The sequence below is a fragment of the Spirillospora sp. NPDC048819 genome, assembly GCF_040650055.1.
In the GTDB taxonomy this organism is placed as follows: domain Bacteria; phylum Actinomycetota; class Actinomycetes; order Streptosporangiales; family Streptosporangiaceae; genus Spirillospora.
In genome coordinates, this window is record NZ_JBEZGN010000004.1 from 311959 (window position 1) to 333648 (window position 21690).

Below are 21690 nucleotides of genomic sequence, written 5' to 3' on the forward strand. Positions count from 1 at the left end.
ATTCCCTCCCCGGTCCAAGATGATCGAGGAATTGTGCGCCAGGGGAAGGAGGGCGCCAATTCCCGATCGGAGACAAAGAAACGGGGGAAAAGGGATGAGACGGACTTTCGCAGCCTCGCTCGGCGCGGTCGTCGCAGTCGCCGGGCTCGCGGCCTTCACGCCGGCCGCCGGCCAGGCGTCGACCATCGTGACGCCATCGGTGGAACGCGCCCGGGTCCATGTGGTGAAGCCGGGACACTCGATCCAGAAGGCCGTCAACAAGGCGCGGCCCGGCGACGTCATCCAGCTCAAGGCGGGGCATTACGACGGGGGCGTCCTCGTCCGCAAGCGGCTCACGATCCGGGGCGTGGGCAACAAGACCGTCCTGCGCCCGGGCAAGAAGGACCACTGCGCGAAGGCCGGACAGCCCGGAATGGGCATCTGCGTGCTCGGCCATGCCAAGCACCCGGTCAAGGATGTGACGATCAAGAAGCTGAGCGTCCGGAACTTCAAGGAGACCGGCGTCCTCGGCTACTACACCGACCGGCTGACGGTCGAGCACGTCCTGGCCAAGAAGAACGGCGAATACGGCATAGCGGAGTTCCGCTCCACCCGGGGCCGTTTCGTGCACAACTGGGTCGAACGCTCAGGTGAGCACGCCGGCCTCTACGTGGGCGACATCGCCAACGCGCGGGGGACCGTCGTCGCCGGGAACCACGCCTCGGGCAACGCGATGGGCCTGCTGATCCGGCACGCCCGCCACGTCAAGGTCTGGGGCAACTCCTTCGTCCGCAACTGCACCGGAATCACCCTGGTCGACGACGGCCAGCGCGGCGGGCAGGGCAACAACGCGATCTGGAAGAACGACGTTTCGAAGAACAACCGCGTCTGCAAGCCGCACGACCCGGTCCCCGCGCTCCACGGCACCGGCATCCTGCTCTTCGGCGGCGACCACAACACGATCAAGAAGAACAAGGTGAAGTGGAACCGGGGCAAGCTGCCCTACTCCGGCGGCATCGTCCTCTTCCCCGGCGTCCCGCCGCAGAACCGGCCCGCCGCGCACAACCTGATCAAGGCCAACCACGTCCGCGGCAACGCGCCGTACGACCTCGTCGACAAGAGCGGCAGCAGGACCAACCGCTTCCACGGCAACCACTGCAAGACGTCCAAACCACGCGGCCTCTGCTGACCGCCGATCCACCAGGAAGGCCACGCCGGGAGACCGACCCCGGCGTGGCCTTCCCGCCGAAGAGCCCTGGTCCCGCCCCGCCGACGCCCCGCCCGGTCCCGCTTTGCGCCATGATGGGCACCCACGGAACCATGGGAGGGGCATGACCTCGGCACCGGCCGCACCCACCGCACGCGACCGACGCCCCGAGCGCTGGCTCGCCGCCTGCGCCCTCCTCTACGGCCTCACCCACCACATCGGCTTCGGCCTCGCCGGACTCGGCACCGTCGGCGACACCCGCTGGGCCGACTGGGTCGACATCCTCGTCCCCTACACCGTCCTGCTCACCGCCGCGGCCGCGCTCCACACCGCGAAGGCCGACGGCCGCAGCCAGGCCCTCTACCTCATCGGCGTCATCACCTACGTCGAAGGGCACGGCATCCACCTGGCCGCCAACTCCGTCGGCAACGACACCCCCGGCATCGCCGTCGTCCACCTCTGGGACGAAGTCGTGGGCCACTACGTCTGGTACGCCGGAACCGCCCTCGTCTTCGCCGCCCTGGCCCGCACCTTCGCGCGCCGCCCCGCCCGCCCGCCGCTCCACACCCTGGTCCCCGCCCTCGCCGTCGCCCTCACCTGGACCACCAACTCCCTCGAAGGCGGCACCGCCGCCATGGGCCTCATCATCGCCGCCTTCTTCACCGCCTGGGGCCTGCGGACCCGCCACCACCTGGGCCGCGCCCTCATCCCCGCATTCGCGCCCGCCCTGATAGCCCTGACCGCCTACGGCATCTGGCACCGCGGCTTCCCCCAACCCACCGACCTCGGCTGGCTCTAACCCCTCCCACGGCCGTCCCAGCCCGCGCTGGAACCCTCACGATCCAGGTTCCAGCGGAAGAAGCCTCAGCCACGCTTGTGCTTTCGCTTGCGGGCTTCTCTCTTCTCTTGACGCCGGGTTGCCTCGGCCCACGCCGCCTCCTCCGTGAGAGACCAGGCCGGACGGCGGTCCAGCAACTGCTTCACGTACGCGGTCTTCCATTGGCCCTTGCCCACCCTGAGTCGTCGAACCACCTCTTCGGACAGCCCGAGCAACTCGGCCACACTCGCGTCACTGAGCCGCGCCGTCGCTCGCCCGGCCGCCTCGAGGGCGGCTTCCCGCCGCCTTTCGTCCTGATGCATCACCTCCGTGGCCGCCAGGTGAAGTTCGATCTCCGCCCGCGCCGTGAGAAGCCAGGAGGGCGGGGCCTCGGCCAACTCCCGCAGTACGGGGACGGGGATGTGCAAACCGAAATGCTGGACGTGCTCCGAAACGAGGCGGGCCGAGACGCCCAGCGTCGCCGCGATCCGGTCCGGGGTGGCGAGCCCCTCGGCAGCTCGGGCGGCGCGGGGGAGGATGTCGTCGAGCCATACCTGGAGTTCGCCCCGCCCGAACCTCGCCTCGCGGATTAGGCGAGCGAGCTGCTGGGCCTGGCCGTCGTCCACATGTGCGAACTTCCGGAGCGGCCCGGGAAAGATCTCGGCGGTCCGCATCAGAGCGACCGCCCACACCAGTACGTCGATGGCTCCCGCGTCCGCAGGAGGTTTCCGTTGCTCGAGCTCCGCCCGCGCCACTCGGGCGAGTTGGGCGTTCCGCCTCCTCGTCGCGGCGGCCTTCCGTCCTGCATGTTCCCGGGAAACCGTGGTGGCGGCGGCCCGTAACTCGACGTCCGCACGGACGTGGTCGGCGACCGCGTCCACGTCACCCGCGCGGTAGTAGAGCACGTGCAAGACCCTTCCGTACCGGTGGACGTCCTCTTCGGCGACCGGCATCAGCCCCGCTGCGGCCGCGACTCGCTTGAACCGCTCCACGCTGACGCCCAGACGTGCGGCGGACTCCGTGGCGTTGCAGCGTCTTTCCTTGCCAAGCGCCTCCCGAACGCTTCGAGATCATCCTGCGCCGCTTTGACGGACGCGGGGTCGAAGCTCCGATCCGGGAGCCGCCGCAGCAGGCCCGTCTCCGCTGCCAGCTCCACCTCCCACACCGCGAGCCCGAGCTCCGCCCGGACCTTCTCCCGCCCAACCCCGTCCGGCCTCTTCACCATGCATGACCTCCTCACGGCCACAGCATGCCGAGGGGGTATGACAATCCGTGACGGCAAATGACTGATCGTGCTCAACCGTCCTCTGGGTGAGAACGGGCCTTGGATGGGCGGGATGTGCGGGAGCATGAAGGGCGTGCGTATTCACCGGATCAAGATCACGCTGCTAGAGATGCCCGTCCCGGTCTGGCGGGCCGTCGAGGTACCGGCCGACATCACCCTTGCCGACCTGTACGGCGTCATCCAAAAGGCGATGGGCTGGGAACTGAACTATCACCTGCACGTGTTCGAGTCCGCACGCGGGCGGTTCGGTGAACCCGACCCTGAGCTGAAGATCCAGGACGCGGCGAGCGTGACCCTGGACGAGGTCGCACCCCGCTTCGAGTACCTCTACGACTTCGGCGACAACTGGCGGCACACCATCGTCGTGGAGGAGACCTTCACCGCCGAGCCCGATACGCGGTATCCGCGGGTGGCCGGCGGGGCCGGCGCGTGCCCGCCCGAGGACAGCGGCGGGACGTTCGGCTACGCGGAGCTGCTGGAGGCGCTCGCCGACCCCGCTCACGAGGAACACGAGCACTACCTGGAGTGGACCGACGGCGGCCACGACCCCGCGGCCTTCGACGTCGAGGCGGCGGACCGGAGGCTCGGCGACCCGGAACTCACCGATATCGGCGAATGGCTCACGGACGAACGGATTCCCAAGGCCGTGCGAGCGAAGGCGTCCGACATCGTCACCATCACCGACGCGTTCTGCCTCGGCCACCTCGACACGGAATTCGCGGAGCTGTGCCGCCAGGCCGCGGCCAAGCTCGCCCGCAAGCGCCCGAGCCCCCTCGCACGTGGTGACCTGCACATCTGGGCCGCGGGCGTCGTGTACGCGATGGGCCGCGTCAACTTCCTCGGGGACGGAACGCATCCGCTGCACATGTCCGCCTACGAGATAGCCACCTTGCTCGACGTCAAGAAGACGACGATGCAGAACAAGGCGACCCGCGTCCTGGACATCCTGGAGATCGGCACGTTCGACCCGGAGTTCGCCCACCCCGGGCTCGTAAACCATCCGCTCCAGCAGGCCGGGGAACTGCTGCGCCTCCTCTCCGGTCCCGAGCCCGAGCCGGTGCCGCTCGACGATCTGCTCGACGCGATGATCGACGACGTCCCGGACGGGCTCCTGGACGACCCCGACCCCCTCCAGCCGGAGATGTTCTTCTCCGAGACGATGGGCGCCTGGTGGGGGCAGGAGCTCATCGATGCCGACGTGGACGAGGTCTTCTGCGGCGGCGTCATCGAACGCGCCGCCGGGCGCCGCACCCCGCGGGCGCTGGCCCTCCTGCGCGCCCTCGCCGTCCTCGCGCCTGCCCCGTTCGACGCCTGCGCCGCCGCCTCCGCCGACGAGTTGTCCTCCGCCGGCGTCCCGGACCCGGTCTGGGCCGACGCGATCGGCCGCGTCCGTCCGGGGAAGTGCTGGAGCCACCACGACATATTCGGGGACCAACGCTCGATCTTCTGCGGCTTCGCCTACGACGGCGCCGAGCACACCCTCTGCGTCCTCGTGGACGACTCTCTCGGCCGCATCGTCAAGGACGCCTACATCGCCGGCCGGCCGGATGCGGTGCTCGGCGAGGTGAGGGCGCAGGTGTCCGCCGAACCCACCACCGTCCTGGAATCCGTGGACCCCGCCGTCGCGCGCGCCCTGCTCGAGACGGCCTTCGCCAATACCACCGGCTCCTCCCCGGTGAGCGAGGACTTCGCGGGCGAGCGCGCTCTGGCCCTGAGCAGGGTCCGTGCCCTGCCCGCCGGAGGCGTCCTCGAACCGACCCCGATGCATGACGACCAGGCGCGGCAGCAACTCGTCGACGACTTCCTCAAGGACCATCCGGGCCTGCCGGCCGACGTCGTCCGGGGGATCATCGACTTCGGCTGCGACCACGACCTCGGCAGGCCGCTGCGCGTGAGCCCCGCGAAACTGGACCAGCTCGTCTTCATCCCCGCTCTGTGGCCCATCGAGGACGTCCTACCTGCGTGGACCCGCTGGGCGGCGGCCCGCCAGGACCTCCCCGACCCGGCCAGGACGGCCCTGGCGGCGATCGCGGACGAACACGCCGCCCTCCTCAGCACCTGATCCCCGCAGAGCGACGGCCGCGTCATCCCACGACGCACGGCGCCGCCCGGTTCGGGTATCTGCGCTGCAGGTTCCGATCACACGGTGCGGCGGAAGGTGAACGGTGCGGCGGTCGCGGCGGTCAGCGGAAGGGAGAGGAAGGCGAGCGCGACCACGGTCGACCCTGCGGTCTCGTTCCACAGGTACGCCTGGTCGGGGGTGAGCCGGTAAAGGAGGGCGGTGAGCACCGGACCGGCCATGCCCGCGGCCACCGACGTCCACCATTCGCGGGTGCGGTGGGCGGTGGCGCCGCTGACGGCGCCGGCCAGGACCAGCACCGCCGCCGCCACCGGGAGCATGGACGGCAGGTGGTAGCCGAGGTCGTACGGCTCGGTCCGCAGCGCGACCAGGAACTCCAGCCCCAGCGGCTGCACCATGCCCGCGTAGACGACGGTGCGCGGCACCAGCGCCGTGCACACCAGGGCAGCGACCCACAGCAGCGCCGCGTAAGCGGCAAGCCCCCTGCCGATCGCCGGAACCACGGCGACGGCCAGCGCGCCGGCGGCTCCCAGGAGAATCCCCGTCCACATGGCGGACGTGACATCGTCCCGGACGGCGTCGCCGCTGAACCACGCTAGGAGCGGCCAGACCGCGAGCGTCGCGATGGCCGCGGGCAGTACGGCAAACTTCCTCGCCCCCTCGCCAGCCCCTGGCCGCGCGCCCGCGACCGCGGCGGCCAGCGGCACCGTGAGGGCGCAGTACCAGGCGATGAGCGTGACCTGCACGCCCTGGACGCGCTCGTTCCCCGCCGCGAAGTCCCCGCCGAGCGTGGTGATGCCGGCCAGTTCGGCGACCGTGACCTGCGCCGGGCCGAGCGCGGCGGCGACGACGGCGGCGGTCGGGTACGGCGTCCAGCGCGTCATTCGCCCCTCCGTTCGAGGTGTCGGCCGTGCCCGCTTCGGGGAGGAGGTGTTTGTCGCAGGCGGTGGCCACCGCCTGCGACAAGCGCCGCCCGGTCTTCGACGTCCAGCTTCGCCGTGTGTCGTGTTCGCGAGGTAGCACAAACTTGCCAGTATTTTCTGTCATGATTGTGACAAGCCCCGAGGTGCGCCGTCCAGCACGATGACCGGCATGAAACGTGCATGGATGATCGGAGCCGCGGCCGCCCTGGTCGCCGGGCTGGCGGCCCCGGCCCACGCCGCCGAGCGCCCGTGGCGGCTGATGGACGCCCCCTTCGGCCTCTGGCCCCAGAGCGGCCTCACCGACGTGACCGCCCTGGGACCGCAGGACGTCTGGGCGGCCGGGTTCGAGGGCCACGGGTGCGTGGAAGTGCCCATCACCGGCGGCGTCCCCCTGAGGTTCTGCAGTTCCAACGCGATCGTCCGCAAGTGGAACGGCTCCTCCTGGGAGAACCGCAACCCGCCCGGTCTATGGAACATGAAGGTCCGGGATCTGGGGTCCTCCCCCTCCGGGGACGTCTGGCTCTCCGGCGAAAAGGACAACGGGGCGTACCTGGCCCACTGGGACGGCTCCGGCTGGTCGCGGGTCACTCCGCCCGAGCCGTGCGAGTCCGCGACCAACCTGCAGGTGGCGCCCGTCGGCGACGCCGTCTGGGCGTCCAACGGGTGCCTGGCCAGATGGCAGAACGGCACGTGGACCACCTACGACACCGACTTCTACGTCCACACGATCCACCCGGTGAGCGACACGGAGCTGTGGGCCAGGGGCACCGACCTGCCCTTCCGGGACGTCATCGCGCGCTGGGACGGCGGCACATGGGTGGAGGCGGACGTCCCCGAGGGCTACACCTACCTCCTGGCGGCCGGCCCGCAAGGCGTCCTCCTGGGCGGCCCCACCAAGACCGAGTTGATGCTCGGCACCGGCGGCACCTGGACGGCGATTCCGAAACCGCCCTCCTCCGGCGGCGGCTATCACGTCGCCGAAGACGGTTCCCTGTGGTCGGCCGACGACCCCGACGGGCCCGGCGCCCGCTTCTACCGCTTCGACGGCCAGACCTGGCAATCCACCCCGATGCCCGCTCTCGCGCGGACGGGCATCGGCGACCTCGATCGCGGCGGCTTCGACTTCACCGGGATCCCCGGCACGAACGGCGCCATGGTCGCGGTGGGCACGGCCGAAGGCGGCGGCCCCCTGGCGATGACCAACCTCCCGTGACCGGACGGGAATCCGCGTGATCGCGTCCGCCTCCGATGGCCGGATGTGGACGCCGGGCCGTGAACCGCGACCGGTGCCTGGAGGATCTTGAACACTGGGTGACCGGCCCGTCGGGATGCGAACGGGACCAGAGGATGGGGGAAGATGGAGCCGCTGCGTCCCGCCGATCCCCAGTCGATCGGGCGCTACCGGCTGGCGGGGCGGCTCGGCTCGGGAGGAATGGGCGAGGTGTTCCTCGGCCACTCGCCGGGCGGCCGCGCGGTGGCGGTGAAGGTCGTCCGGGCCGAGCTCGCCTCCGACGCGCAGTTCCGCCGCCGCTTCGCCCGCGAGGCCGAGGCCGCCCGCAAGGTCGGCGGCTTCCACACCGCGCAGGTGGTCGAGATCGACCTGGACGCCGACCCGCCGTGGCTCGTCACCGCCTACGTGCCGGGCCCGTCCCTGGCCGCCGTCGTGGCCGAGCACGGCGCCCTCCCCGAACGGTCTCTGCGGGTCCTGGGCGCGGGCCTCGCCGAGGCGCTGGAGGCGATCCACAGCGTGGGCCTGGTGCACCGCGACCTGAAGCCGGCCAACGTCCTGCTGGCCTCCGACGGGCCCCGCGTCATCGACTTCGGGATCGCGCAGGTGCTGGAGGGGACCGCGCTGACGGTCCCCGGCGGCTCCATCGGCACGCCCGGGTTCATGGCCCCCGAGCACGTCAAGGGCGAGGACGTCGGCCCGGCGGCGGACGTCTTCGCGCTGGGCGCGGTCCTGTGCCACGCGGCCGGCGTCCGGCCGTTCGGCGACGGGCCCGCCCACACTTTGATGTACCGGATCGTCCATGAGGAACCCGGCCTGGACGGGCTGCCGGACGCGCTGTGCGACCTCGTCGCGGCATGCTTGGCCAAGGATCCCGCCGACCGGCCCTCGCCCGCCGGGCTGCTGGAGCGGCTCGGCCCGGACGGCGGGCCGATCGGGGAATGGCTGCCCGAGCAGGCGACCCGGATGCTCGACCGGTACGGAGAGGAGCCCGCTCCGCTCCCTCCGCCTCCGCCGCCTCCTCCTCCGCCCGTTCCGCAGCGGTCCGTCGCGGCTCCAGTCCCCGCCGCGGCTCCAGTCCCCGCCGCGGCTCCAGTCCCCGCCACGGCCCCTGACGCGTCCGCCGTGGCGCCGCCGCGCGCCCGCGGGACGTGGCCGGTCTGGGTCGGCGCGGCAGCGGCAGGGCTCGCCGGCACCCTGGTCATCGGCCTGCTCATCGCGTCGCGTCCGTGGTCCGGTACCGGCGGCGCGTCGCCGTCGCCGAGCACCGGTGCCGGCGGGACTCCCGCGGTCGAGCGATGCGAGCCGGAGGGCCGGAGGGTCACCGACCCGCAGGGCCGCGAGTTCGCGACGTGGTCCTGCCGGACGGTCCGGCCGGGCCCGCTCTTCCTCGAACGGCGGCCCGGGACGACCGTCGGCTACCTGAGGTCGTCCAGCAACTGGTTCGTGTGCTGGGCGAAGGGGGCGGACAACCCGGAGGGCACCGGGTCGACCTGGCTCTACACCCAAGGCGACGACCGCTACGACAACGACGGCTGGGGCTGGTTCCCGGCCTCGTCGGTCTCGACGACGTGGGGGGACGGGCCCGTCCCCGGCATCCCGCCCTGCACGTTCTGAGACCCCGTGCTCGGCACGCTGGTCCGCCTGGTGCGTACGCACCAGGACGCGTGAGCGGCTGGTCCGGGTGCACCAGGGGAAGACGGTGGCGGGGGACGATGCCCGGCGGGGCGCCGGAGGGAAGTGTTGGAGACGCGCGAAATTCGCGCATTTCCCCTTTCTAGCGGTGTCTGGAGTGATCAGCAGGTGGCGACATCTCTTTACCGGATCGGACGGTGGGCCTTCCGGCGGCGCCGGCTCGTGCTCGCGCTGTGGCTGGGCGCCCTGGTGCTGGCCGGGCTCGCCGCCGCCCTGGCGCCGGCCGGGCAGGACGAGGACCTCTCCATGCCCGGCACCGAGTCGCAGAAGGCGTTCGACCTGCTGGACGAGCGCTTCCCCCAGAGCAACTCCCAGGGCGCCGAGGCCCGCCTGGTGTTCCAGGCCCCGGACGGGCAGCGGGTGACGGCCACGGAGAACAAGGCGGCCGTCGCCGGTGCGCTCGGCTCACTGGACGGGGGTGATCAGGTGGCGTCGACCACCGACCCCTATGAGACCGGCGCGGTCAGCGAGGACGGCACCATCGCCTACTCGACGATCACCTACACCAAGGAGGCCGTCGAGCTGACCGAGTCGACGAAGAGCGCCCTCGAAGACGCCGCGGGCCAGGCCCGGAACGCGGGGCTGACCGTGGAGATCGGCGGCTCGGCCCTGGACGCCGAAGAGGCGCCGGGCGGGACGACGGAGATCATCGGCGTGGCGGTGGCGGCGGTGGTGCTGATCCTCGCCCTCGGGTCGCTGGCCGCGGCCGGATTGTCGCTGCTGACCGCGTTCGTGGGCGTGGCCATCTCCTTCGGCCTGGTCTCCGCGCTGGCCGGTCCGCTGGGCCTGACGTCCACCGTCGCCATCCTGGCGCTGATGCTGGGGCTGGCGGTCGGCATCGACTACGCATTGTTCATCACCTCCCGCTTCCGCGACGAGCTCGCGCAGGGCAGCGAGCCGGAGGAGGCCGCCGGCCGGGCTGTGGGCACGGCCGGGTCCGCCGTCGTCTTCGCCGGCGCGACCGTCTTCATCGCCCTGGTCGGGCTGGGGGTCGTCGGAATCCCCGAACTCACCAAGATGGGCATGGGCGGCGCGGGCGCCGTGGCCCTCGCCGTGCTCGTCGCCCTGACCCTGGTCCCCGCGCTGTTCGGCTTCTTCGGCCGGCGGATACCGTCCCGCGCCGCCCGCAAGGCCGGCCGGCCGGGAAGCTCGCACCCGGTGCCCGCCGCGGCAGCCCGGCCCGGGCTCGGCGCCCGCTGGGCGCGGTTCGTGCTGCGCCGGCCGGTGACCGTGCTGCTGGTCGCCGGACTCGGTCTCGGCGTGGTGGCCCTCCCGGCGCTGAGCCTCGAACTCGGGCTGCCCGGAGACGAGTCCAAGTCGGCGGAGACCACCCAGCGCCGTGCCTACGACCTGCTGTCGGAAGGCTTCGGCCCCGGCTTCAACGGCCCGTTGACCGTGGTCGTGGACATGTCGGAGTCCGCGGACACCCGCGCCGCCACGGACCTGGTGGCCGAGACCGTGCGGGGAGTGGACGGGGTCGCGTCGGTCGGTGATCCGGTTCTCAACCGGACCGCGGACACGGCCGTCCTCACCGCCGTCCCGCAGACCGCGCCGAACAGCGGCGAGACCAAGGACCTGGTGCACGCGATCCGGGGCGCGGTCTCCGGCGTCGAGGCCGACACGGGCGCCGGCGTCCTGGTGACCGGCACCACCGCGATGAACATCGACATCTCCGAAGCCATGTCCGACGCCCTCATCCCCTATCTGACCGTGGTCATCGGCTTGGCGGTGCTGCTGCTGATGGTGGTCTTCCGCTCGGTCCTCGTCCCGGTCAAGGCCGCGCTCGGCTTCCTGCTGTCGGTGGGCGCCGCCTTCGGCGTGCTCGTCGCCGTCTTCCAATGGGGCTGGGCGGCGGAGCTGATCGGCATCGAGCAGACCGGGCCGGTCATGTCGCTGATGCCGATCCTCATCATCGGAATCGTGTTCGGTCTCGCCATGGATTACGAAGTCTTCCTTCTCACCCGGATGCGGGAGGCCTACGTCCATGGCGCGTCCTCGGGCGAGGCGATCGTCCACGGCTTCCGGCACAGCGGACGTGTGGTGGCCGCGGCGGCGATCATCATGATCAGTGTCTTCGCCGGGTTCATCGGGATGAACTCCCCGACCATCCAGACGATGGGCGTCGGCCTGGCCGCCGCCGTCGCCTTCGACGCCTTCGTGGTCCGGATGGCGATTGTCCCCGCGGTCCTGGCGCTGCTCGGCCATCGGGCCTGGTGGCTGCCTCGTATCCTGAACCGTGTGCTGCCGAACGTGGACATCGAGGGAGAGAAACTGAGCAGGCGCGTCCCGGCCTCCGCGACCAGGCCGGACGCGGCGGCGCCGCTGCTTCACGGCGGCAGGCGCTGAGCCGGCCATGACGAACACCGGTGGCGGCGGCCCGCGACCACGCGGCATGTGGTGGCGGGAGGCGGCGGTCATGGCGACGGCGTTCGCCGTGTGCCTGCTCGGCGGCGTGGTGCGGGTCGACGACACGCTGTCGGCGCCGCCCGCCGCCGCCTACCTCATCGCCGTGGTGTCCTGTGCCGTGCTGCCGCTGCGGCACCGGGCCCCCGTGGCCGCCGTGGCGGCCACGACCGCGGCCGGCATGCTGGTGCCGCTGCTGGGCCTGCTGCTGAGCCCGCTCATCGTGGCCCCCGCCGTGATCGCCGCGTACTCGCTCGCCGTGCGCACCGAAAGGCGCGCGGCGAGCGCGGTGCTGCTCGCCTCCGCGGCGCTGCTGGCCGCCTCCACCCTCTTGTTCGGGGCCCTTTCGTGGAAGGACGCGAGCAGGATGGCGGCGGTGGCGGCGTTCCCGCTGGTGGCCGGCGTACTCGGTCACTCGACGCAGAACCGGCGGGCCTACCTGGCGGCCGTGGAGGAGCGGGCCCGGCGGGCCGAGAAGACCCGGGAGATCGAGGCGCGCCGGAGGGTGGCCGAGGAACGGCTGCGCATCGCCCGGGAACTCCACGACCTCGTGGCCCATCAGATCACCCTGGCCAACGCGCAGGCCACGGTCGCCGCGCACCTCTTCGACACCCGCCCGGAGCAGACCCGCAAGAGCCTGAAGGAGCTCGTCGAGACCACCGGCGACGCGCTCGACGACCTGCGGGCCACGGTCGGCCTGCTGCGCGAGTCCGGGGACGCGGCCGCGCCCGCCGAACCGGCGCCCGGGCTGTCCCGGCTTCCCGCGCTCCTCGAGTCGTTCCGCCGCGCTGGCCTGGACGTGTCGGTGCACCAGGAGGGCGCGTCCAGGCCGCTGCCGCCGGGAGTGGACCTCACCGCCTACCGCATCGTCCAGGAGGCCCTGACCAACGTGACCAAGCACGCCGGTACCGGAAGCGCCCAGGTGCGCCTCACCTGGAACCGCGATCGCGTGACCATCACCGTCGCCGACGACGGAGGGGGCGCCCATACGGCGTCGGCCGCGTCCACGGCGCCGGACCGTCCGCCCGGCTACGGTCTGATCGGGATGCGTGAACGCGCCACCGCGGTCGGGGGACGCCTCTCCGCGGGCAGTCGCCCGGAAGGCGGCTTCCTCGTCTCCACCGAGCTGCCCCTCCCGCCCGCCAAGCGGGAGACCGATGGACCGGCGACCGGCGAGGCGCCGATGGCCGGCGGAGCGACGGGCGACGGAGAGGCCGGGGATGCGCCGTGACGCTCAAGGTGCTGCTCGCCGACGATCAGGCCCTGCTGCGCGGCGCCTTCCGGATGCTGCTCGACACCGCCGACGACATCACCGTGGTCGGTGAGGCCGCCGACGGCGGGGAGGCGGTGAGACTCACCCGGGAGCTGTCCCCCGACGTGGTGATCATGGACATCCGGATGCCCGAGGTGGACGGTCTCACCGCCACGTCGCAGATCTGCGCGGACCCGGAACTGCGCGCCAGCCGCATCCTGATCCTCACCACGTACGAGACCGACGAGTACGTCGCCCAGGCCCTGCGCGCGGGCGCCAGCGGCTTCATCGGCAAGGGCATCGGGGCCGAGGACCTGCTGGACGCCGTGCGCACCATCGCCGACGGCGACACTCTTCTGTCCCCTGCCGCGACCCGATCCCTGGTCGCCCGTTTCCTGGCCACACCGGACGACGCCCCGCCGAGCCACCCCGAACGGCTCGCCGTACTCACCCCGCGCGAACGCGAGATGGTGGCGCTGGTCGCGACCGGCCTGTCCAACCAGGAGATCGCCGAGCGGATGTTCCTCAGCCCCTACACCGTCCGCGCCCACGTGCAGCGCGCCATGATGAAGCTGGAGGCCCGCGACCGGGCGCAACTCGTCGTCATCGCCTACCGGACGGGCCTGGTCCGCGCCGCCCCCGACGGCGGCACCGACAGCCTGTTGTAGTCCGACACGCGCCGGGACGGGTCCGTGCGAAATCCTGCGGCATTGACCGTCCCGCGACGGGGTGATCCGATGGACGTCTCCCCGAATCATGCCTCTCGACTTGCCGGGCCCTCGGCGCGGCCCACCAGGGGCGGCGACGGAGTGTGCGATGGGATGGTGGCGGAGGCTACGGCTGTCCGGCACGGCACGCGCGGCCAAGAGCGGGGACGCCGCTGCCGTCGACAAGCTGTGGTGGACGTGGTTCTTCCACCCGGACCCCTGGCTGTATCGGCTGCTGATGAAGCTCGGCGTGCCTCAGACCGAGAAGCAGTGGCAGGGCTTCGGTAAAGGCATGGGCCGGGTGGTGCTGGGCCAGGGCAGTGACACCGAACCGGACATCCGGGCGGCGCTGCTCGAAGCGCTGGCGTTCTACAACGAGCCTCTCAAAGAGTGGCTCGGTGACCATCCGATGAAGAGGATCGCCCGCGCCCGCGTCCTTGCCGGTGGTGACCGTGAGCTGATGTACGAGGCGGCCATGCGGGATACGACGGTGGCGCGACACTGCCTGGACCGCGGCCTCGAACCCGCCGATCCGGCGCAACGGGCGGCCTTCTACCTGCTGGTGGGGGAGTACGGCCGCTTCGCCGAGCTGGACCCCGGCGGCACCTGCCTGGCCGCCGCCTACCCGCATCTGGACGTCCGGCTGCGCGTCCGGGTGAACCAGGCCCTCCTGGACTCGGGGCACCTGGCGATCCTCGCCCCCGAGCGGGTGCCCTCCGTCCAGGCGCTGGAGATCGTGGAGGCCCTCGCCGCGCGGGAGGAGTGGCCGCACCTGCACCGGATGGTCGACGCGCTCCCGCTGGGCGATGCGGTGCAGGCCGCCGCCGTGCCGGAATCGGCCGGACAAGGCGGAGGTCCGCTGTTCGACCTGCTGGCAGGTCAGGACCGCACCCTCCTCGAAGGGGCGCGAGGCACCTTCTGGGGCTACGCGCACTCCGGCCCGTTGCGCAGCCCGGGTTACGACGAACAGAGCACCCGGTTCACGTACCTGGGAGCCCTGAGCCCGGACGGCCGCCGTCTCATCGCCTGGTGCGAGGATCTCTACCGGCCGCGGGGCGGCCCACGCCATCTGGTGATCTACGCACTGCCCGAAGGCGAGGTCAGCGACACGATCGGTGTGTCGCCGCCGTTCCACCGCGAGCGCAGCCGGATGGGAGGGGAACTGCTCCTGGACACCGGCGAGGCCGTCTTCTTCCAAGATCGGGAGCAGGGACCGCTCTACCGGCTCGACGGGCACCGATGGGAGAAGCTGCACCCTTCGTCCGGGCCGATCGTGCGCCATCGCGCGGGTTTCCTCATCGGAGAATCGGCCGTTCTGCGCGTGCACGACGCGTACGGCGACGTCGTCGCGAACCACACTCTGCCCGCCGGGGCGGACTGGACGCCGCTGGCCGGCGATCCGATCAGCGGCCGGGTGGTTCTGTACGGCGCATCCGGACAGAGCGGCCACCTGATGATCGCGGACCCCGACGGCGTCCCGATCGCGCGCTCACCCGAGATCCCGTCCCGCGTCGTCTCGGCCGTCTTCCGCGACCCCGACCAGGTGATCGGTGCCGGCGAGGACGGCCTGCGCGTCTGGCGCGTGGAGGGCCACCGGCTCCGGCAGGAACTCCACCAGCGCATGGTGTTCCCCGGCCCGCTCATCATGCTGCGGCCTCGCGACGAGCTCGTCATGGGCGGCCAGATCGTGGACGCGGCGGCCCTTCCTCTGGACGCGGTCCGCCTGGCGGAGGTCGGCAGGCCGGGCCCGGCCGCACCGGGCTGGTACTCCGATTCGGGCCTGAAGCTCGCGCAATTGTTGAACGATCGGGACGACGACGAGATCGCCGTGCGGAACCGCCACTCGGACGCGGTCATGGAGACCGCGAAGCGCCCCTTGACCGCCATGACTCCGGACGACCTGGCCGTCGTCCGGCGCGAACTGCGCTCCACTCCGGCGTACGCCGGAACCCGGCCGTTCCTGGACCTCCTGCACGCCGCGATTTCCATCCGGCTGGCCAGCGGCAAGCAGTCCCGTCCCTAGACGCCGTCAACGGGCACGAGCAGACAGAAGAGCCGTACCGCTACCCTCCCATCGGGCAAAGGCGCCGGACTGTCCGCGACCACAGCCTCTCCGCCGGGCCACTGCTCGCCGTCCAGGAGCACCTCATTGGTCTGCAACCGGCCGTCGTGGTAGGCGATGAACAGGCGCAGCCCGTGCACCTTCCGAGTGAGCGGCACCGAGCGCAGCGCCTCGGACAGCCGGTCGAACAGGGGCCCGGCGGACGGCACCGGCCGGTCGGTGAACATTGTGAGCTGAGCACCCAGGACCAGGTCGAACGCGCCGCCGGGGTGCTCGTACCGCTCCCGCACCACCTGGTCGGGAGCGGCACCGGGACGCAGCAGGCCGTCGACGATCGGATGCAGGGAGCCGCGCTCGAACTTGCGGAGCGCCCCGCCGATCGCCTCGCGCCAGGTGGTGCCGTGCCCGGCGAAGCTCTCCACCAGCCACGATGTGGCCAGCGCCGGGTGCGACACGGCGAAGTCGACCTGGGCCATCACCACGCCGGCCGGAGCGGGGTGGACGAACAGCTTCGCATCGGCCTTCGTCTCGCCGTCGAGCAGCACATGGTGCCCCCGTAGGAGGCCCTCGAACACGGCTCGTGGCGAGGGTACGCTGCCGTCGCCCGGCTCGACCGGTTCCAGGTCCTCGACCAGGACGGTCTCGCCGGGCACCAGGTCCGACAGCTGCGACCCGGCGTTCAGCGCCTTGTTGATCGCACTGATCTCGCTGCTGCGCAGCGCCACCCGTTCGATCTCGCCGCGACCGGCCTGCAGGGCGCGCGCCGACGCGGCCACGAACACCGGCTCGGCCGGCAGGCTCACGCGCCCGCCCGGAGCCACCACCGCATCCGGGAACCGGACATCAGGCAGCAGCCGCCGCGTGTACGCCATCGGGAGGAAGATCAGCAGCCGCTCGGCCAGCCACGGTTCGACACCGGCCCCGGTCAGCCGGCTCAGCACTTCGTCGTCACTCGGCGGCTCCGCACCCGCGCAGAACGCGGCGACACCCACCTCGACGGCAGCGTCGAACGTCATAGATCCGGTCACTTGGCGCGATCTCTTTCCGTAGTCGGCTCGGCCACCTCGGCCAGCTCGGTCGGTTCGGTCAGTTCGGTCAGATCCGCGAGGATTTCGGAGGCGGGGCCCGGCTCGGGCGGGCTCGCGTGCCGCTCGTCGTCGGCGTCAACGACGTGGGGCCTGAGCCGCTCGTCGAACCCGACGCGGAAGCCGCGGGGACCGTAGTCGAGGTTCATGCCGCCTTCGGCGTCCAGCCCGAAGTCGGGGACGAGCCGCGCGGCGAGCCGTTGCCCGCTCAACCCGCGCCGCTCGGCGATCTCCCGCATCGCCTCCAGGGCGCCGGGGCCGATCCGCGTCTGGTCGGCCGCCTCGCGCCCGAGCCCGTCCAGCAGGCGCAGCGCGGCATCGCTCCCGAGCGCGGTGAACACCCGCAGGGCGGAGGCCCTCTGGGCGTACGCCGGCCGGACCTCCCGGGACGACCAGCGGGCGACGACGGCGGCGAGGCGGGCGGCGGTGCGGTCGTCGCCGAAACGTTCCAGCGCGTACCGGACGCCGTCGGAGGCCCAGACTCCCCGCCGCTCCGCCGGTGTCCGCGAGTCGAACTCCGCCCGGTACAGGCCCCAGGCGAAGTCGGCGAGCGAGCCGGGGTCGCACGCCTCGACGACCTCCTCGACGACCTCACCGAGCGCCGGGCGCGGCCGCTCGGGGCGCAACCAGGACAGCAGCGTGACCAGGTGCCGGACGGAGGCGGCGGGCAGGACGTGCCGACCGTCCCGCAGCAGAACCGACGGCAGCCCATCGAGCGGGAACTGCGGGCCGTGGCGCGCGAGTGGATAGCGCAGAACCTGCACCGCCCGTACGGCCTCGCCGCCGTGCCGTGCCGCGGCCTCGGCGACGGCGTCGTGACCGTGGTCGGCGATGATCCCGCGGATCGCCGCCTCCGCGACGGCGCGGTCGCGGCCGGGCTCGCCAAGCGCGTACGGCAGGACGTACGGCAGCGCGGCCGTCCCGTGCCCGTCGAACCAGGCATCGGCGGGCCAGCCGACGACCGGGAGCCGTCGCGCGCCGTCCGAGTGGACGATCACCAGCCGCGCCACGTCCGCGTCCAGGAAGGGGGCGAGGGCGCCCAGCGTGTCGGGGTCGTCGGGACGGACGGCGTGCAGCGCCAGCCGGTACGCCGCCAGCTCGTGGCGGGCGACGACCGCCCGGACGTGGTTCGGGACGAGGTCGCCCCAGTAGCGCCGGTCGTCCAATGCCTCGGCGGCGAGGTCGTCCGGGCCGTGCACCAGCAGGCGCGCGTAGAGGGTCGAGCGTCCCTTGGCCGTCAGGTCGGCCAACGGTCTCCCGCCCCGGATCCGTTCCGCCGTCGCGTCCCAGTCGTGGTCCTTACCGGAGGGCGCCGCAGGGGCCTTCTCCAGGAAGGACTCCCGGACGCCCTTCGCCCAGGACACGACGGTCGGCCCCGCGGGCGGCTCCACCCCGTCGAGCACGATCGGGTCCCACGCCCAGGGCGGGTCGACCAGGAGGGCGGGCAGCGCCTCGGCGGGCGCTTCCTCGACGTCCGCTTCACGGGAATCCGGCATGGCTCCTATTTCGAATCGGCTCGGTGAGCATCACGAGGGCATCTGAGACGGTCGGGACCGAACTCGCCGAACATCCGACCACCCCTCCTCCGACCCGTGCACCAGCGATCTGGTTCCGATCACGACCTCGCGGAGCGGCGCGGCGCCCAGTTCGCTCTCCGCGCGCATACTGACGACATGGACGAGGGGGAGCGGCCCGCCGAGGCTGAGCTGGTGCTGGCAGCCAGAGAAGGGGACCGGGAGGCGTTCGGACATCTGGTCGAGCCGTTCCGGGACGAGTTGCGCGCGCATTGCTACCGGATGCTCGCCTCAGTGCACGACGCCGAGGACGCCGTCCAGGACACCTTCGACCGGGCATGGCGGGGGCTGGGGAAGTACGAGGAGCGTGGATCGGTCCGGCCCTGGCTCTACAAGATCGCGACGAATCGGGCGCTGACGCTGATCGAAAGACGCGGGCGGCGCGAATTGCCCACCGACATGAGCCCGGAGGGTGCGCCGGCGGTCGAGACGGCCTGGGTGGAGCCGTACCCCGGGCGGTGGATGTCCTGGGCGGGCGACCTAGATCCGGAGGCTCGCGTTCTCGCGCGAGAGAGCGTGGAGATCGCGTTCGTCGCCGCCTTGCAGCACCTGTCGGCCACGCAGCGGGCCGCTCTGCTGCTCTGCGACGTGCTCGGATATCCCGCCCGTGAAGCCGCCGAGGTCCTGGAGACGACGACGGCCGCGGTCAACAGCGCGTTGCAGCGGGCGCGGAAGGCCGTCCCCGAAACCAGCCAGCAGCGCACCTTGGACGCGATCGGCGAGGCCGCGCAGCGGGACCTGGCACGCCGGTACATGGCGGCCTGGGAGGCGCAGGACGTCGACTCCATCGTGGCGATGCTCGCCGAGGACGCCAAGTACTCCATGCCGCCCCTGGCCGCCTGGTACGAAGGGCATGCGGGCATCCGTGCCTTCCTCGTCGAAGGGCCGCTGACCGACCGCTGGCGTTTCGTGCCGGCGCAGGCGAACGAGCAGCTGGCCTTCGGCACCTACATGTGGGACGACGCCAGAGCGGCATACGTCCCGGCGGGCCTGGACCTGCTCGTGCTGGACGACACCCGGATCGCCGAAGTGGTGTCCTTCCTGGACGCCGACTTCTCAAGATTCGGCCTCCCCATGGAATTGCCCGGCCCGCCGCGATGATTTCGCGGCCCGGCCCGGGTTGTAGTCCTGACGGACAACCGAGCCGGAAGGACACGACAATGCAGACCGACCAAGAGCAGATCCGCGCCCTGATCGAACGCTGGGCGGAGGCCGTTCACACCGGCGACATGGACCGGGTCCTCCAGGACCACGCCGAGGACATCGTCATGTTCGACGTCCCGCCGCCGTACGAGGGAGTGCGCGGCCTGGACGAGTACCGCCGGTCGTGGCCGCCATTCTTCGAGTGGCAGGCCCAGGGCGCCGTCTTCGACATCGAGTCGCTGGACGTCATCGCAGGCGACGACGTCGCCTTCGCTTACGCGCTTCTGCGCTGCGGCACCAAGGAGGAATTCGCCGCAAACCCCGACAACCGCTTGCGCCTGACCCTCGGCCTACGCAAGGAGGACGCCCGCTGGACCGTCGTCCACGAACACCACTCCTTCCCACTCGTCCCCACGGACCAGGACGAACCCGAGGAGGCCTGACGCCCGCGCCGCCGAGGACCACGCGGCAAAGAAGTCCGCCTCGTTTCACCGATACGCCACGTGATCACCTCCCGACAGGACGCCGTCCGGTGACCACGAGGAGGACGTCCTTGGACGTCATCGCCACGACGGTGGATCCTTCGCCGACGACCGCGTCGGAGTCGGTGGCGGTCAGTTTTCTCCCGCCGAGGTCGACCCCGAAGTACTTCAGCTGCCGGGGACCGCCCGATGCCAGAACCAGCGCGAGACGCTCGGCCGGTGCCGAGGGGAGGCCGAGCGGCTCGGTGAAGTCGAGGCCGTGGATGACGTCATGGCTGAGGGCACCCGCCTGCCCACCACCGGGCGGACGCCAGGGGTGGTCGATGTTGCGCCGGAGAAGGTCGACGAGTTCGGCCTCGCTCATCGTCCGGGCCGCCGATCGGGCATCCCGGTCGGCGTACCGGTTGAACGAGAACCCGGCCCGGACCAGGCCCGCCATCACCCCGATCGGCTTGGTCCGGAACGGCATCGTCATGTGGGCGACCACCTCACGGACCCGCCAGCCCTCGCACAGGGACGGCATGTCCCACTGCTCCGGCGTGAGGTCACCGAGCAGGCCGGCGAGCCGCTCCCGCTCTGCCCGGGTCTCGCTGGTCAGGTGGTCCGAGGTTGTTTCCATCGAGCTGGTCCTTCCGCGTCGTCAGGGTGTTCATCGACTTGTACGACGCGTCGGGCGAGAACTCATCGGTCACACGGTGACCTGCTCACCATCTCGGAAGGACTCGGGGAGGCCGAACTCGGCGAAACGGTGCTGAGTACCGAGGAACGTCACCATTTGGGTGATCAGTTCGTCCCGTATGTCGACCGATACGAGAGCGAACGGCCGGAGGACGCCGTCGTCGCCGGGCCGGTACTGCCCGAACCCCGGGGCGCCGTTGATGCGGCATGGAACCAGTCGCGCGCCCGCGCACGAGTCGCTGTTCCCGGCGAGCGCGGCGATCTTCTGTGCGCCTTCCAGCCGCCACTGGAACGGCGGCATCGAAGCCACCGCGTCCTCACGCATCACCGCGGTCAACCCGGCGATGTCATGGGCCTCGAAAGCGGCCACATACCTGCGAAGCAGATCACGCTGCCCGGCGTCTTCGGGGTCGTAGAGGTCGAAGGGGTCGGGCCGAGCGGCGTCCAGCGAGGCCCGCGCACGCTGCAACGCGCTGTTCACCGCGGGCACCGTGGTGCCGAGGATCTCGGCGGTCTCCTGGGCGGTGAACACCAGGACGTCACGCAGCACCAGGACGGCCCGCTGACGAGGAGCGAGATGCTGAAGCGCCGCGATGAACGCCAGCCGAACCGACTCCCGCTGCAGGGCCACTTCACCGGGGTCCCGCCCGCCCAGCAGACGCGAGTCGGGCATCGGCTCCACCCATGCCTCCGGCGGAAGCGGCGCGCCGAGGTCCGAGCTCTGGGCAGCCGCCGACTCCACGTCCATGACCAGGGCCCGCCGCTTCGCCGCCCGGAGCATGTCGATGCAGACGTTGGTGGCGATCCGATGGACCCAGGTGCTCAACCGTGCCCTGCTCGGGTCGTACTGGTCCCGCTTGGACGACGCTCGGATCAGGGTTTCCTGAACCGCGTCGTCCGTGTCGGCCGCAGAGCCGAGGAGCCGGTAGCAGTAGCCGGTCAGCGGGACGCGCAGAGCCTCCAGGTCCTCGATCGCCAACTCGCCTTCCGGCACGAGCCACCTCCATCAGCCGACCGCCACGTCCACACCCGAAGGCTAGACGCCCAGGCGAAAACCTCATGCGCTGGACCGCAGCCCCAGTGGCTCGTC

Annotated in this window: 17 protein-coding genes; 11 read left to right on the plus strand and 6 right to left on the minus strand. The window is 71.6% G+C overall.

Going from position 1 to position 21690, the window contains the following annotated elements; translation table 11 throughout:
* Positions 1-94: 94 nt before the first annotated feature.
* Both AB0C35_RS09175 and AB0C35_RS09180 read left to right on the plus strand, forming a co-directional pair.
* A complete protein-coding gene (locus AB0C35_RS09175; protein ID WP_358452315.1) occupies positions 95-1168 on the plus strand; it encodes a right-handed parallel beta-helix repeat-containing protein in 1074 nt (357 codons plus the stop codon).
* A 142-nt stretch (positions 1169-1310) separates the two neighbouring features.
* Complete coding sequence (locus AB0C35_RS09180; protein ID WP_358452317.1) at positions 1311-1985, plus strand: hypothetical protein; 675 nt, start codon at positions 1311-1313, stop codon at positions 1983-1985.
* Between the two features lie 65 nt (positions 1986-2050).
* On the opposite strand, the gene AB0C35_RS09185 is transcribed toward AB0C35_RS09180, so the two are convergent.
* The gene (locus AB0C35_RS09185; protein ID WP_358452319.1) at positions 2051-2995 is read right to left on the minus strand and encodes a hypothetical protein; all 945 of its coding nucleotides are present in this window, start codon (positions 2993-2995) and stop codon (positions 2051-2053) included.
* 357 nt (positions 2996-3352) lie between these two features.
* Here AB0C35_RS09185 and AB0C35_RS09190 point away from each other — a divergent pair, with 357 nt between their 5' ends.
* Entirely contained in the window at positions 3353-5350 is a 1998-nt protein-coding gene (locus AB0C35_RS09190; RefSeq protein ID WP_358452320.1) for a DUF6398 domain-containing protein, read from the plus strand.
* A 77-nt stretch (positions 5351-5427) separates the two neighbouring features.
* Here the strand turns inward: AB0C35_RS09190 and AB0C35_RS09195 are convergent, their stop codons facing one another.
* Positions 5428-6252 (minus strand): hypothetical protein, encoded by an 825-nt coding sequence (locus AB0C35_RS09195; protein ID WP_358452322.1) that lies wholly within the window; start codon positions 6250-6252, stop codon positions 5428-5430.
* 208 nt (positions 6253-6460) lie between these two features.
* On the opposite strand from AB0C35_RS09195, the gene AB0C35_RS09200 reads away from it, so the two are divergent.
* The 6 genes from AB0C35_RS09200 (at position 6461) to AB0C35_RS09225 (ending at position 15599) form a co-directional block, all read left to right on the plus strand.
* Positions 6461-7504: a hypothetical protein gene (locus AB0C35_RS09200; protein ID WP_358452324.1), complete on the plus strand. Its 1044-nt coding sequence runs from the start codon at positions 6461-6463 to the stop codon at positions 7502-7504.
* A 144-nt stretch (positions 7505-7648) separates the two neighbouring features.
* Complete coding sequence (locus AB0C35_RS09205; protein ID WP_358452326.1) at positions 7649-9136, plus strand: serine/threonine-protein kinase; 1488 nt, start codon at positions 7649-7651, stop codon at positions 9134-9136.
* A gap of 186 nt (positions 9137-9322) precedes the next feature.
* Positions 9323-11560 carry an MMPL family transporter gene (locus tag AB0C35_RS09210; RefSeq protein ID WP_358452328.1) on the plus strand — a complete coding sequence of 746 codons (2238 nt, stop codon included), beginning with the start codon at positions 9323-9325 and terminating at the stop codon, positions 11558-11560.
* 7 nt (positions 11561-11567) lie between these two features.
* A complete protein-coding gene (locus tag AB0C35_RS09215; RefSeq protein WP_358452330.1) occupies positions 11568-12848 on the plus strand; it encodes a sensor histidine kinase in 1281 nt (426 codons plus the stop codon).
* Entirely contained in the window at positions 12845-13537 is a 693-nt protein-coding gene (locus AB0C35_RS09220) for a response regulator transcription factor (protein ID WP_358452332.1), read from the plus strand. Before AB0C35_RS09215 ends, AB0C35_RS09220 begins: the two co-directional genes overlap by 4 nt.
* A gap of 148 nt (positions 13538-13685) precedes the next feature.
* Positions 13686-15599 carry a hypothetical protein gene (locus AB0C35_RS09225; RefSeq protein WP_358452334.1) on the plus strand — a complete coding sequence of 638 codons (1914 nt, stop codon included), beginning with the start codon at positions 13686-13688 and terminating at the stop codon, positions 15597-15599.
* Here the strand turns inward: AB0C35_RS09225 and AB0C35_RS09230 are convergent.
* The gene (locus AB0C35_RS09230; RefSeq protein ID WP_358452335.1) at positions 15596-16654 is read right to left on the minus strand and encodes a DUF6348 family protein; all 1059 of its coding nucleotides are present in this window, start codon (positions 16652-16654) and stop codon (positions 15596-15598) included. The two genes, AB0C35_RS09225 and AB0C35_RS09230, sit on opposite strands and share 4 nt — an antisense overlap.
* A gap of 8 nt (positions 16655-16662) precedes the next feature.
* Positions 16663-18219, minus strand: coding sequence for a hypothetical protein (locus tag AB0C35_RS09235; RefSeq protein WP_358452337.1), 1557 nt, complete (start codon positions 18217-18219; stop codon positions 16663-16665).
* 177 nt (positions 18220-18396) lie between these two features.
* Between AB0C35_RS09235 and AB0C35_RS09240 the strand changes: the two genes are divergently transcribed.
* On the plus strand, positions 18397-19398 hold the full coding sequence (locus AB0C35_RS09240; RefSeq protein WP_358452339.1) for a sigma-70 family RNA polymerase sigma factor: 1002 nt from the start codon (positions 18397-18399) through the stop codon (positions 19396-19398).
* A gap of 59 nt (positions 19399-19457) precedes the next feature.
* Positions 19458-19883, plus strand: coding sequence for a nuclear transport factor 2 family protein (locus tag AB0C35_RS09245; RefSeq protein WP_358452341.1), 426 nt, complete (start codon positions 19458-19460; stop codon positions 19881-19883).
* A 64-nt stretch (positions 19884-19947) separates the two neighbouring features.
* Here AB0C35_RS09245 and AB0C35_RS09250 read toward each other — a convergent pair whose 3' ends face one another.
* Both AB0C35_RS09250 and AB0C35_RS09255 read right to left on the minus strand, forming a co-directional pair.
* Positions 19948-20541 carry a maleylpyruvate isomerase family mycothiol-dependent enzyme gene (locus tag AB0C35_RS09250; protein ID WP_358452343.1) on the minus strand — a complete coding sequence of 198 codons (594 nt, stop codon included), beginning with the start codon at positions 20539-20541 and terminating at the stop codon, positions 19948-19950.
* 69 nt (positions 20542-20610) lie between these two features.
* The gene (locus AB0C35_RS09255) at positions 20611-21594 is read right to left on the minus strand and encodes an RNA polymerase subunit sigma-70 (protein WP_358452345.1); all 984 of its coding nucleotides are present in this window, start codon (positions 21592-21594) and stop codon (positions 20611-20613) included.
* Positions 21595-21690 lie beyond the last annotated feature (96 nt).